Below are 12,386 nucleotides of genomic sequence, written 5' to 3' on the forward strand. Positions count from 1 at the left end.
GCCGCGAGCATGATGCTCTCGGCGTCCGGTGCCTCTCCCTTCCAAGCGTTAGCTTTATCTTGGCAGGCGCAGGTGACGGCACAACCTCCGGACGGGGCGCAGCACGGACATCCGGGTGCCCCGCACGGACAAAACCGCTCTAGCTGAACTGTTCGCGGTACTGCGCCGGGGTCAGGCCGAGCTTTTCAACGAACAGAAAGCGCATGTGGCGCACGCTGCCGAAACCACTTTTATAGGCCACGGTCTTCAACGGTAGCTCACTGGTTTCCAGGAGATTGCGCGCGCAATCGATACGGGCGTTTTGCAGAAACTCCATCGGCGTCATGTTCACATCGCGGGCGAACACCCGGGCAAAGTGCCGGGTACTCATGTTCGCCAGAGCGGCCATGCGCTCGACCGTGAACGCTTGGTCGAGGTGTTCCAACACATGATTCTGGACCCGGGTGATGGCGGTTTCCTGCGGGGCCACCGCCGCCATCAGCGGACTGAACTGCGCCTGCCCGCCCTGACGCTTCATCACCACCAGCAAGACCTTGGCCACGTCCTGGGCGACTTTTTTCCCGTGGTCCCTTGCGACCACGGCCAACGCCAGATCGATGCCGGCGGTCACGCCGCCGGAGGTGATCAGATGGCGGTCTTCGGTGTAGATCTGGTCGGTCTCCACGTGCGCCTTGGGGAACGCCTTGATCAACCGTTCGGTGTAGTTCCAGTGGGTGGTCACGCGATAGCCATCGAGCAGACCGGCATGCCCGAGCACAAAAGCCCCGGTGCAGATCGAACCGTAACAGCCGGCCTGGCCCACCGCCCGTTGCAGCCAGGCGAGCAGCGCCGGGTGTCTTTCGTTGTAGGCACCCGGGCCGCCCGGCACCAGCAGCAGGTCGCAGGCCGGGTACGGGTCGTCAATATGGAGGTCAGTCTGCACATGCACGCCATTGGAGGCGCGCAGCATCCCGCGCTCGGTCCCCAAGGTGAGCAAGTGGTAGTGATCTTCGGGTTTGAGGTAGCGATTGGCGACGGAAAACACCTCCATGGGACCGGCCATGTCGAGCAGAAGAAAGTCGGGGAACAGCACCATTGCCACGGTTTTCATGGGTGAACATCACTGCCATCTAGGAAGGGAACCAGACCTCGCATTATGGCCAAGTGCGTGGCACGCGGCGAAAAGAATGCGTGATCGACTCCGCAAAACTGTCAACCTGAGCAGGACAGTGTTTCAGATTCCACCTACTTATTGCGCGGATCGGTTAACAGTAACCTTCTCCTCACTCGGACGAATCAACGTCCCGCAAGGAGAATCATCATGCTGACGCTTCGTAAAGCTTCCGATCGCGGCCTTGCCAATCATGGCTGGTTGAAGTCCTTCCACACCTTTTCTTTCGCCAGCTACCGTAACCCGCGTGAGCAGGGTTTTTCCGACCTGCTGGTGATTAACGACGACCGCGTCGCGGCCGGCAAGGGCTTCGGCCAGCACCCGCACCGCGACATGGAAATTTTCTCCTACGTGCTGGAAGGCGCGCTGGAGCACAAGGACACGCTCGGCACCGGTTCGGTAATTCGCCCTGGTGACGTGCAACTGATGAGTGCCGGCAGCGGCGTGGCCCACAGCGAGTTCAACCATTCGGCGACCCGGCCGGTGCACTTTCTGCAGATCTGGATCGTGCCGGAAGTGGCCGGCGCCAAGCCGCGCTACCAGCAGGAGCACTTCAGCGCGCAGAAAAAACGCGGTCGCCTGCAACTGATCATCTCGCCCGACGGCGCTGATGGCTCACTGAAGGTACGTCAGGACGCACGGGTCTTCGCCGGCCTGTTCGACGGCAAGGAAAGCGCGACGCTGGAACTGCAAGCCAATCGCTACGCCTACGTGCATGTGGCGCGGGGCGGCGTTGAACTCAACGGCGTACAGTTGCAGGAAGGCGACGGCGTGCGGGTTCGTGAAGAACAGGCACTGACCTTGAGCAACGGCGTGAATGCCGAAGTACTGGTGTTTGATCTGCGGCCGCAGGAATTGCCGCAAATGCCATGACGCAGGGTTGTAACGCCTACAAAAACGGCCTTCTTTTGAAGGCCGTTTTTTATTGTGGAGGCAGTGGCGTTGGCAGCACCGACGGTTTTGGTGCGTGAGCGTCCTTGCCTGCTTGAACCGCCGCGAAGGTCGTTTGTATGGCGACATACATATTCGCTTGATTGGCGTAATAAGCACCGACGACGATGGCGACTATCCCCAGTAACTGGACGGCGGTTGCTGCCCAGACATTGGCTTTGACGGTCGCCCCTTGCCTTGCTGCGTCCTGCGCGCCGTCAGCAATCCTGCGCATTTCTTGCGTAATCAGATCGTAGCGTTTGTCTCGCTCTACCTGAACAGATAAAAACCCGTCGATTTTCATTGATACCGCGTCCAGTCGAGCATCCATTCGTGTCTCGATGGTCTCGATCCTGGCATTGAATTCTTCGCGACTGATGGCGCCCATGACTTGCATTCCCTGGCCTTTACTCGTTGTGTCACTGCTTTGAACGTGACTGAATTCCCTGGCTTCCAATTCGACACCTTTATCGGGCTACCCATACCGTCCGTGGTATGTCACACCAGTGCAAGCGTGCTGCCTTGCACCAGCCTTTGAAACGATAGCCCTCGGTCCTTCGGCCTACAAGCCAGCGGTTTCTGCTATCGGCGTAGGCCGTTTCGTCAGGCTCTGTGAGTTCGCCGATGCCAGTGCGCGCTACTCATTTTCCGAGGCAAACACCTCGACGATCTGTTCAATCACCGCCCTCACCCGCGCGGTGTGGCGCAGATCCGCATGGGTCACCAACCACACTTCATAGGGCTGCGGCCGGGTACGCTGCGGCCAGAGCCTGACCAGCCCGTCGCGCTCGCCCATGTACACCGGGATTTCTCCTACACCAATGCCCGCCGCAATCGCACGACGTATCAACAGGCTGGAGCCGAGACTGGCCACAATACGCCCGCGACTGATCGGCTCCCCCACCAGCGTCAGGTCTTTATTGCTCTGCAGATATGGCTGATAGACCACCAGATCATGCCCCGCGAAGGCACTGCCCGGCTCAGGGCTACCGTGAGCATCGACGTAAGCCTGCGCGGCGAACAGCCCGGTGGGCCAGCGCGCGATTCGCCGGGCGATCAGGTCCGGGTTGTCAGGACGGGCGTTGCGCACGGCAATGTCCGCTTCGCGCTTGGCCAGGCTGAGGATCTGTGTGGAGGCGTCCAGTTGCACACGCACGTCCGGATGCTGTGCATGCAGGCGGGCGATGGCCGGGATCAGGAAATCGATGGCCAGCGAATCGGTGGTGCTGACCCGCACGGTGCCGGTCAGACGATCATCCAGGCCCTGGATCTGCCGCTCGAGTTCTAGCGCCGAATGCTCCATTTTCTCGACGGATCTGAGCGCCGCCTCACCGACCGCGGTCAGCGCGTAGCCGTCGGACGTACGCAGGAACAACGTCGCGCTCAAGGACTTTTCCAGCGCGGTGATCCGTCGACCGACCGTAGCCTGATCCACGCCCAGCACTCGCGCCGCCCCGCGCAGCGTCGACTCACGACAGACTGCGAGAAACACCCGCGCATCATCCCAATTCATCTCAACTCCTGTTGATGCAGATTTGCATCACTGTGCCGCCAAATCGCTGCGCCAAAGCAGCAACAATAGCCGATATCCTCACCTCAATGCTCAAGGCTGGATGCTTTTACAGGGAATCATTACCGCCCCTTGAACTCCCACCTACAGACTTCCTACGCAACAGGACCGGATATGACACTGCCCAATGAAATGACCCGCATCGAAATCACTCAACCCGGTGGTCCCGAGGTCTTGCAACCCAAGCGTGTGCCGCTACCCGTGGCCGCGGACGGCGAGGTGCTGATCCGCGTGCGGGCTGCCGGGATCAATCGTCCGGACGCCCTGCAACGTGCCGGCAAATACCCGATGAAACCCGGCATGAACCCGATCCCCGGCCTGGAAGTGGCCGGCGAAGTCGTGGCGCTGGGTGCCGGTGTCAGTCAGTTTGCCGTGGGCGACAAGGTCTGCGCGCTGACCAACGGTGGCGGTTACGCCGAATACTGCACGGTGCCCGCCGGGCAGACCCTGCCGATTCCCGAGGGGCTGGATTGGATTCAGGCCGCCGCCATCCCGGAAACCTTCTTTACCGTGTGGGCCAACCTGTTCGGCCTCGGTGATGCCCAGCATGGTCAGCGGGTGCTGATTCACGGCGGCACCAGCGGCATCGGAACGACCGCGCTGATGCTGTGCCGCGAGTTTGGCATCGAGGCCTTCGCCACCGCCGGCAGCGCGGAAAAATGCGCGGCGATCAGCGAACTGGGTGGGCAGCCGATCAATTATCGCGAGCAGGATTTCGCCACCGTCATCGCAGAGAAAACTGCCGGCAAGGGCGTAAACGCGATCCTCGACATCATGGGTGCCTCGTACCTCAACGGTAATGTCAGTGCCTTGGCGATGGATGGCCGGCTGGTGATGCTGGGCTTTCTCGGTGGCGGCAAGGCCAACGATGTCGACCTGCTGGGGATCATGGCCAAGCGCGCGGTGATCACCGGTTCGCTGCTGCGTGCGCGAACCGCAGCGGAAAAAGCCGAACTCGCCGAAAACCTGCGCCAACACGTGTGGCCGGTGCTGGCGGCCGGGCGCTGCCTGCCGATCATCGACAAGGTCTATTCGCTGCAGGATGCCGCGCAGGCGCACGCGCGCATGGAAGGCGGCGACCACATCGGCAAAATCGTGCTGCGGGTGGATTGAGCCGCAGCATTTTGTAATCGTTAAGGGCGCACGGCGGTCGAAAAAGTCACGCGCAGACCAAGCCTTCTGGTAAAAAGCCTTCTTTGTCTGCGCTGTGGTGAACCGTTTAATGTTCCTGTCCTTCATGACTCGTCTGCGTCGCCGCCGTCTGGCGTTCGCCTGTATGGCTGCGCTGATCATTGGCGTGCCGACGAGTTGTGCCGTCCTCGAACACACCGAGCGCAAGCTGCTGTTTCGTATCGAACCGGGCACCGCTGGCTGGTATCACGGCTTGCCGGGCAGCGTGCAGGAGCTCGACTTGCAGCCCAAGAGCTTCAAGGCCGGGCAGAACATTCATGCCTGGTGGTGGCCGGCGGAGCGGCCGAACGCTCCGGCCATCCTCTATCTGCATGGCGTGCGCTGGAACCTCACCGGGCAGTTGTTCCGCATCGAGCAATTGCGCGCGGCGGGCTACTCGGTGCTGGCCATCGACTATCGCGGTTTCGGTCAGAGCAAGGGTGATCTGCCCTCGGAAAGCAGCGTGTACGAAGACGCCCGGGTGGCGTGGGAACGCTTCAAACTGCTGCAACCCGACCCGAGCAAACGCCTGATCTACGGCCACTCCCTGGGTGGTGCGGTGGCGATTGATCTGGCGGCCGAACTCGGCCAGGACGCGGCCCGGGACCATACGCCGCTGCCGGTCAAAGGCCTGGTGATCGAATCGACCTTCACTTCCCTCGCCGATGTGGCTGCCGCCGTGGCAAACACTTCGCTGCCGGTGCGCTGGCTGCTGTCGCAGAAGTTCGACTCCATCGACAAGATCGCCGAGATCCACATGCCGCTGCTGGTGGTGCACGGCATGGCCGACGCTTTCGTGCCGCCGCGCTTCAGCGAGCAACTGTTCAACGCCGCCCGACAACCCAAGCGACTGCTGCTGGTACCGGGTGCCACGCACAACAACAGCATGGCGCTGGGCGGGCAGAATTACCGCAAGGCGATCGATGCACTGATGCAGTCCAGATCCGCGCCCCACGTGGCCGGGCCGGCGGTGGCGCGCAGCGCGCAGGACTCCTAGCGATAGCCACGGGCCTGCAAGTCGAACAGGCTGGCGTAGTGTCCGTTGGCGGCAATCAGACTGTCGTGATCGCCCTGCTCCATTATCCGCCCACCCTCCAGCACCAAAATCTGGTCGGCGTTGCGCACACTGGAAAAACGGTGGGAGATCAACAAGGTCATGCGACCTTCGGTGTGCTGGCTGAAATGCTCGAACACCGCCGCTTCCGCCGCTGGGTCCAGCGCCGAGGTCGGTTCGTCGAGGATCAGGATGTCGGCGTCACGGCGCATGTACGCCCGGGACAAGGCAATCTTCTGCCATTGCCCACCGGACAATTCCTGGCCACCGGCAAACCAGCGGCCCAACTGCGTGGCATAACCACGATCGAGGCCCTCAATGAACGGCGCCGCCATGCCTTCGGTAGCCGCGGACTTCCAGCGTGACTCTTCATCGAACGCCGAAGTATCGCCGACACCGATGTTTTCACCCACGGTGAACTGGTAACGGATGTAGTCCTGAAAAATCACGCCGATACGCCGGCGCAATGTGGTCTCCTCCCAATCCTGCAAGTCGCTGCCATCGAGCAGGATACGGCCTTGATCGGGCCGGTAAAGACGGGTCAGCAGTTTGATCAATGTGGTCTTGCCTGAGCCGTTCTCCCCTACCAGCGCAATGCTTTTGCCCGGCACCAGATGCAGATCGATGCCTTCGAGCGCCGCACGGTTGGCGCCGGGATAGCGGAAACCGACATTTTCAAAGCGCAGACCATCGCCCGGTTGCGCGCCGACAGTGAGGTGACCGGAATCGGCCAGCACCGGTTCAGCCAGGTATTCGTACAGGTTCGACAGGTACAGACCGTCCTCATACAAGCCGCTGATTGCACTCAAGCTGCTGCTGACTGCGCTCTGCCCCTGCTTGAACAGCACCAGGTACATGGTCATCTGGCCCAGACTGATGTTGCCGTGCACCGCGTCGATCACCACCCAGGCATAGGCCAGATAGAACGCGCCAGTGCCGAGCAAGCCGAGACCGAAACCCCAGCCATCGCGACGCAAAGTCAGGCGCCGGTCTTCGGCATAAAGCTTGGCAAAGGTGTCCCGATAGCGTTGCAACAGCAACGGGGCGAAGCCAAACAGCTTGACCTCTTTGATGTAGGCCTCATGGGACAGCAAGGTTTCGATGTAATTTTGCTGCCGACTTTCTGGGGCGCGACGGGTGAACAAACGGAAAGCGTCGCCGGAAAAATGCGCTTCGGCGAAGAACACCGGTAATGCGCCGACCACCAGCAGCACCAGCGCCCACGGCGAAAAATGCACCAGCAGCACACCAAAGCTGATCAGCATGATCAGGTTCTGGATCAGGCCCAGCGACTTCATCACCAACGCCAGCGGCCGGGTCGAAGCTTCGCGGCGCACGCGAACCAGCCTGTCGTAGAACTCGGAGTTCTCGAACTGCACCAGCGACAGGGTCTGCGCCTTTTCCAGAATCAGCGTGTTGACCTTCTGCCCCAATTGCACCCGCAACAGCGACTGCTGGACCGACAACGCCCGTTGCGTAGCGGACAACAGCGCCAACACCCCCGCCTCCATCAGCACATAACGCAACACCGGCCACAGCGGCGCATCGCCCTGCTGCGCATGCAACTGCATCGCCGCCACCACCGCGTCGACAATGCGCTGGCCCAGCCAAGCGGCCAATGCCGGCAATACACCGGCAACCAACGTCGCCAGCACCAGGCCCAGAAACAACCCGCGTGATGTCGCCCAGACCAGAAGCAAGGCGCGCCGGGCCTGATCGAACAGGGCGTTGAAGCGGGAAATCAAAGGCATGGCAGATCAAGCTCGATAGGTCGTACAGGGTGTCATGGTACTCCGCAGGTTTTATCCGTGCTGAAGCGCGGCGTTTTCAGAAGAAAAACATCTGGAAAAACGCTGACCATTGCGACGTCCAATGCTTTGCTATGGTTTAACCGCCTTTCGCGGAACCTGGCGAAAATCGCCTCTCTCCGCGCCTACTGCCAGGAACGCCACCATGCGAATCAATCCCTACCTGATCTTCAACGGCAACTGCCGCGAGGCCTTCACCTTTTACGAACAAGCCTTGCAGGGCAAACTCGAAGCGATGATGACCTTCGGCGAAACACCCGCCGCCGAACACGTGTCGAAAGAGCACCACCACCTCATCAACCATACCTGCTTGAAGGTTGGCGACCAGATGATCATGGCCTCCGACACCACACCTGACCGGCCGACCGGGGGCATGAACGGTTGCTCGATCTCCCTCAATGTCGACAGCATTGCCGAAGCCGAGCGGGTGTTTAACGCGCTGGCCAAGGACGGTCGGGTCGACATGCCGCTGCAGACGACATTCTGGGCCGTGCGTTTTGGCATGCTGGTCGATCGTTTTGGCGTGGCGTGGATGGTCAATTGCGAGACTGACAAGTGACGCCGACGTTTCATAGGCACGAAAAAGCCCAACCTCTTCAGGTTGGGCTTTTTTGATTAGCGCTGGGCCAGCTCGTGCCGCACGCATTGTTCGTAATAGGTCTGCTTGACCGCCGCAGGTTTGAGCTTCGACGTGCTGTTGTACGTCTGCTCGGTAATGCCCATCGCCGTCATGCGCATCCACGGTTGCTGGAACTTGCGCACCTGCAGTTGTTTACGCGCGCCGTACAACGAGATCCCCGACAGCTTCGACTGCTGGGCACCGGCGGCAATGTCCGAACCCCACGTACAGGCAAAACGATGACTCTTGCTCAACTCTTTCGCCTGGACTCCCGAGGCGAACGCAGCCAGGGAAAGCGTTGCAACGGTTATGACAATCGTCCGCATATGGCCAACCTAACCTTTTGAAAAAAGGCGAGTTTGCCCGCTCTGGCAAAACCTGGGGGCCAGCAATTTGCCGCATTGTTTCAAAGCCTACCGCTCGTCCAGTGAGCCGCACGCAGGCCCGTGCAGCGCCTCCAATGCAGTACATCCCTCATACGGAAGGCCTGGACATGAACAAGACGATCGCTACCCTGGCGCTGGCAAGCCTGATGCTGACTGGCACAGGTCTCTCACTGGCCGCTGAAAAAGCAGGCTCTGCCGCGCCGCCCACCGCCATCCCGGGCGTAAATCAGGCCAGCAACCAGTCCGAGTCCAACGAAGAAAAAGCTAACAAAAAGGGGGAAGAAGCCTCGGGATCGAACTCCGGTGCAGAATCGAAAGAAACCGAGAAAGACGCAGCAACCTCCAGCGATTCAGAAGATATTCAGAGCAAGCCGAAACAGTAAGCACTGGATTGAGCTGCAGTGAACGCCGATCATGTTGGGGATCGTCAATGTCCTGCAGATGAATAACCAATGCCCAAGAAACCCGCGCAAACCCCAGCCGCTGCGACCACCGCCGCTGATATCGAACGCTCGATCCAGGCGCTCAATAAAATGGCAGAGCGCCTGTGGGGCGACGGCCGAGAAGCAGAGGCAAAAGCGCTTCTGGATGCACTGGACGCGTTGAATCGGGCGCTGGACCGAATCAGGATTGGCGAGAGCCGCAGGGTTCTGCATTGACCTGCTTGCGTACAGTGATTTTTGAGCCGCCCCGCAAAACTCCCGCGCATGAAAAAGCCCAACTCACTAGAGTTGGGCTAAGTCATTGAAATATATGGTCGGGACGGAGTGATTCGAACACTCGACCCCTAGCACCCCATGCTGGGAACTGTAGCGACCTAAGTCATTGTTTTATAATGACAAAATCCTTTTTTAGCCATAACAAAACATCTGTTTTTTTGTGATTATGCAAACGGAAATACGCGGCCTCCAGAGGAGGTTTTGCGCACGACCCGAGGAAGCCGACCGGAGGAATTCAACCAAACTGATTGGCAAGCTTTGGGATGAAATCCCGAACATAATCCTCCTCGGATTGAGTTACTCGATAAAGTTTGAAAGTAGCACCGCGACAGAAAAAGAGTCTCGGATCTGAATCGCCGTCCCAAATCCAGCCTTGCCAGCTTGATTCAATGAATGCGCCCAGGCATTTCGACTGCTCTCCTTTATGAAAGGAGTCCGGATTTTCTGTGATAAATCCATTGAAGACGCGAGAATGCTTGTCACGCAAATGACTTTCGGATTGGACAAGGACAGTCTCGCAATTAGGAGATATCACATCCGTGATATTGACAGCTACAATCCCCCGGGAAGTACTCGATTTATCCTGAGCTAACCTTTTCTTCAATTGCTTATTTGCTTCCGAAACTCTAGAAGCAACCTTACTTTTGGATTTTATACGCTTTGCTTCTACGTAAACCTTTCGCCCATTGACTTGAGCGACGATATCAGCAATCTGATTTAGATCTACCTCATGCCCAGCATTTAAAAGACGGGCTGCGATAGACATCTCGAAGAGGTAGTCCCTTCCTGGATCGTTATCCGCGATGTGTCGAAACGGCTGTCCTTGCGATATCCTTTTTAGCGTATCTAGGTATCCCTGCGAGTCGACCTGCAAGAGGGCTGTGCGAACCCTGATCAGCTCATATAGTTCGGCATTGGCATTAACAAAAGTGTCCGCTGTTTTTCTTACTGCTGCTTCATCACCTTGAAATTTCCCGAAAGCTTCAATAGCCCGCACATACCCATGGTAGCGGTCGGCTGGTGTCGATACCCCTAAAGTCCGGAGCCACTCCACAGCTTCCCTACCCTGCTGCGCCAGTTCCTCTCCCTCTTTTACCATTATGGAATGTGGAAACGCTTCCAACGTTAAAACTTCGCTCACTACCGATTCCTCTTTAGGTCAGGCTATACGTGCCTGCTCAACCGAGGTCATACAATACTTCAAGGTACTGGCACAATAGAATCATGCCTTCGGAAAAAACGTTGCTCAAGCACCTCGCCGCACGGGAGCTACCATGTCAAGGTGACCCCGAAACAAACGCAACCTATTGATAGATAAAGGAAACACACCAAAATTAGCAGGGTAAAAAATCGAAGGTACTCGCTATAAGAATCAACAACTTAGCGCTGTATTTTCCTACGGTGTTCTGCTCCCTCCCCGGCTTCCTGCCGACGTACACCAATCAAAAATCCTACAGCTTCTCGCCTCGCCCTCGCCCACCTGTCACGCCTCGATCACTGTATATCCAAACAGTACACAGCAAAGGCGTCATCCGTGGATCCCCTCTATATAGAAGAAACCGACGATTGGCTCGGTAACCCGACTTCGCTCGAAACCTGCCGGCATCAACTCCGGATGTACGAGAACGAATTCGAAGCGCTCACTCTCATGCTCGAACGAGCAGTGGGAAATATCCAGGGATTGGTGCGCGACAACGATGCGCTCACGGCGGAAAGGAATTCTCTACGGGCTGAGTTGATCGCAGCCAAGGCTGAAGCTGCCGATGCCAACCGGCGAGCAAACGACATCACGATCAAAACTAACTGGGAGCTGATGGCGAAGGACAGGCACATCTCTCACCTGGCGACAGAGATTCAGAGTCTGAAGGGCGAGAATTCTTTCGCGTCCCCCTTCCCACATCAGCGGGATATTTCCTGAACGTAAGATTGGCACGCCTGCAGCGCGATCAACCCCCGGTCGCCTTCGTCGGTGATGGCGATAATTCGTTGAGCATGCGCCGGGGCAAGTCGGGCTCGTACGGCTGCACGATCCACGCCGCCGGCGCCGGCGGTGGCTGGCACTCCACAGCCTTTGGCAGCGTCGGTTGCGTCGATGAGGACTGACAACCGCAAATCAGAAGTGACAAGGCGATCGCGCAGGCGATCTTGGTCCTTTTGAGCATCGGTCATTTTCCTGAAGTGGGTTTGCTCGCTGGCCGCCAGACGTTGCTCGAGCGCCAGACGCTTGTCCTGCTCGGCCTGCTGCGCGGTGGCGGCGGCCGAGGTCAGTTGATTGAGGGTTTCGGCGTGCTGCTGGGCCTGCTGGGCCAACTGCTTCCCGTAGCGCCAGTCCTGAAACTGCCAGGCGCTGCCGGCGCCGATCAGCACCAGCGCCACAGCGCCCGCCGTTCTCCCCGGAACGGCAATCACGCCAGCACCTTCAGCGCCCTGGCGTACAACGCCGCGCGATCATCTGCACCATTCGGCACGCGCCCGCGTCGACCGGTATTGATGATGCTGCCGATGTTCGCGTTGTCGCCTGCATCGGCCAAGGTGTTCAGCCCGTTGGTGGCCCAGAACCACGCCGCCGACATCGCGGCATGCTGCGGCTGCTCCAGCAGCTCCGGGTGGTTGATCAGGTCCAGGCCCAGCGCCTCGCTGCACTTGGCATAGTTTGCCCGCCCGGTCACCTGGATCAAGCCGCGACCACGGTACTTGAGTCCGTCACCTGCCACGGTGTTGCCCAAGTCCTTGCGGCCTTCGTAGCCACGCTGAGCCGCAGTCGGCCCCCATATCTCGCGCACGTACACGAGCTGACCGCTTTCGTGACCGATCTGGGCAATGAACGCAGCAACTCGCAGCGTGCCGACAATCTGGTAGCGCTGCATAGCTGCGTTGAGGAGGGGTGCAAAAACGCCGGCTTGCTTGCCAGCGCTCGGGAGGATCTGCAGCAGCTGCTGCGCGGTGATGGACATGCTTTTCTCCAGACAATAAAAAACCC

The 12,386-nt window shown here is 59.0% G+C and carries 15 protein-coding genes; 7 read left to right on the forward strand and 8 right to left on the reverse strand.

Annotated features, from left to right (window positions below):
- Window positions 1–139: 139 nt before the first annotated feature.
- Complete coding sequence (locus J5M57_RS02155; protein ID WP_207848841.1) at window positions 140–1,090, reverse strand: GlxA family transcriptional regulator; 951 nt, start codon at window positions 1,088–1,090, stop codon at window positions 140–142.
- Between the two features lie 210 nt (window positions 1,091–1,300).
- Here J5M57_RS02155 and J5M57_RS02160 point away from each other — a divergent pair, with 210 nt between their 5' ends.
- Entirely contained in the window at window positions 1,301–2,023 is a 723-nt protein-coding gene (locus J5M57_RS02160) for a pirin family protein (RefSeq protein ID WP_207848840.1), read from the forward strand.
- Between the two features lie 49 nt (window positions 2,024–2,072).
- Here J5M57_RS02160 and J5M57_RS02165 read toward each other — a convergent pair whose 3' ends face one another.
- Window positions 2,073–2,468 carry a hypothetical protein gene (locus J5M57_RS02165; RefSeq protein ID WP_207848839.1) on the reverse strand — a complete coding sequence of 132 codons (396 nt, stop codon included), beginning with the start codon at window positions 2,466–2,468 and terminating at the stop codon, window positions 2,073–2,075.
- A gap of 249 nt (window positions 2,469–2,717) precedes the next feature.
- Entirely contained in the window at window positions 2,718–3,593 is an 876-nt protein-coding gene (locus J5M57_RS02170; RefSeq protein WP_207848838.1) for a LysR family transcriptional regulator, read from the reverse strand.
- Window positions 3,594–3,764: 171 nt separating this feature from the next.
- On the opposite strand from J5M57_RS02170, the gene J5M57_RS02175 reads away from it, so the two are divergent.
- Entirely contained in the window at window positions 3,765–4,763 is a 999-nt protein-coding gene (locus tag J5M57_RS02175; RefSeq protein WP_207848837.1) for an NAD(P)H-quinone oxidoreductase, read from the forward strand.
- Between the two features lie 109 nt (window positions 4,764–4,872).
- Window positions 4,873–5,817, forward strand: coding sequence for an alpha/beta fold hydrolase (locus J5M57_RS02180; protein WP_207848836.1), 945 nt, complete (start codon window positions 4,873–4,875; stop codon window positions 5,815–5,817).
- On the opposite strand, the gene J5M57_RS02185 is transcribed toward J5M57_RS02180, so the two are convergent.
- On the reverse strand, window positions 5,814–7,625 hold the full coding sequence (locus J5M57_RS02185; protein WP_207848835.1) for an ABC transporter ATP-binding protein: 1,812 nt from the start codon (window positions 7,623–7,625) through the stop codon (window positions 5,814–5,816). The genes J5M57_RS02180 and J5M57_RS02185 overlap by 4 nt on opposite strands.
- 202 nt (window positions 7,626–7,827) lie before the next feature.
- On the opposite strand from J5M57_RS02185, the gene J5M57_RS02190 reads away from it, so the two are divergent.
- Window positions 7,828–8,241, forward strand: coding sequence for a VOC family protein (locus J5M57_RS02190; RefSeq protein ID WP_207848834.1), 414 nt, complete (start codon window positions 7,828–7,830; stop codon window positions 8,239–8,241).
- A gap of 56 nt (window positions 8,242–8,297) precedes the next feature.
- Here the strand turns inward: J5M57_RS02190 and J5M57_RS02195 are convergent, their stop codons facing one another.
- Complete coding sequence (locus J5M57_RS02195) at window positions 8,298–8,627, reverse strand: hypothetical protein (RefSeq protein ID WP_064588191.1); 330 nt, start codon at window positions 8,625–8,627, stop codon at window positions 8,298–8,300.
- Window positions 8,628–8,794: 167 nt separating this feature from the next.
- Between J5M57_RS02195 and J5M57_RS02200 the strand changes: the two genes are divergently transcribed.
- Window positions 8,795–9,070, forward strand: coding sequence for a hypothetical protein (locus J5M57_RS02200; protein ID WP_207848833.1), 276 nt, complete (start codon window positions 8,795–8,797; stop codon window positions 9,068–9,070).
- A gap of 69 nt (window positions 9,071–9,139) precedes the next feature.
- Window positions 9,140–9,346: a hypothetical protein gene (locus J5M57_RS02205; protein WP_169843682.1), complete on the forward strand. Its 207-nt coding sequence runs from the start codon at window positions 9,140–9,142 to the stop codon at window positions 9,344–9,346.
- Window positions 9,347–9,641: 295 nt separating this feature from the next.
- On the opposite strand, the gene J5M57_RS02210 is transcribed toward J5M57_RS02205, so the two are convergent.
- On the reverse strand, window positions 9,642–10,547 hold the full coding sequence (locus J5M57_RS02210) for a hypothetical protein (protein WP_207848832.1): 906 nt from the start codon (window positions 10,545–10,547) through the stop codon (window positions 9,642–9,644).
- A gap of 393 nt (window positions 10,548–10,940) precedes the next feature.
- Between J5M57_RS02210 and J5M57_RS02215 the strand changes: the two genes are divergently transcribed.
- Entirely contained in the window at window positions 10,941–11,324 is a 384-nt protein-coding gene (locus J5M57_RS02215) for a hypothetical protein (protein ID WP_347709562.1), read from the forward strand.
- Here J5M57_RS02215 and J5M57_RS02220 read toward each other — a convergent pair.
- Entirely contained in the window at window positions 11,306–11,812 is a 507-nt protein-coding gene (locus J5M57_RS02220) for a lysis system i-spanin subunit Rz (RefSeq protein ID WP_207848948.1), read from the reverse strand. The two genes, J5M57_RS02215 and J5M57_RS02220, sit on opposite strands and share 19 nt — an antisense overlap.
- Window positions 11,812–12,360 carry a glycoside hydrolase family 19 protein gene (locus tag J5M57_RS02225; RefSeq protein ID WP_207848831.1) on the reverse strand — a complete coding sequence of 183 codons (549 nt, stop codon included), beginning with the start codon at window positions 12,358–12,360 and terminating at the stop codon, window positions 11,812–11,814. Before J5M57_RS02225 ends, J5M57_RS02220 begins: the two co-directional genes overlap by 1 nt.
- Between the last annotated feature and the right edge of the window lie 26 nt (window positions 12,361–12,386).

The sequence above is a fragment of the Pseudomonas sp. 86_A genome, assembly GCF_017491705.1.
In the GTDB taxonomy this organism is placed as follows: domain Bacteria; phylum Pseudomonadota; class Gammaproteobacteria; order Pseudomonadales; family Pseudomonadaceae; genus Aquipseudomonas; species Aquipseudomonas koreensis.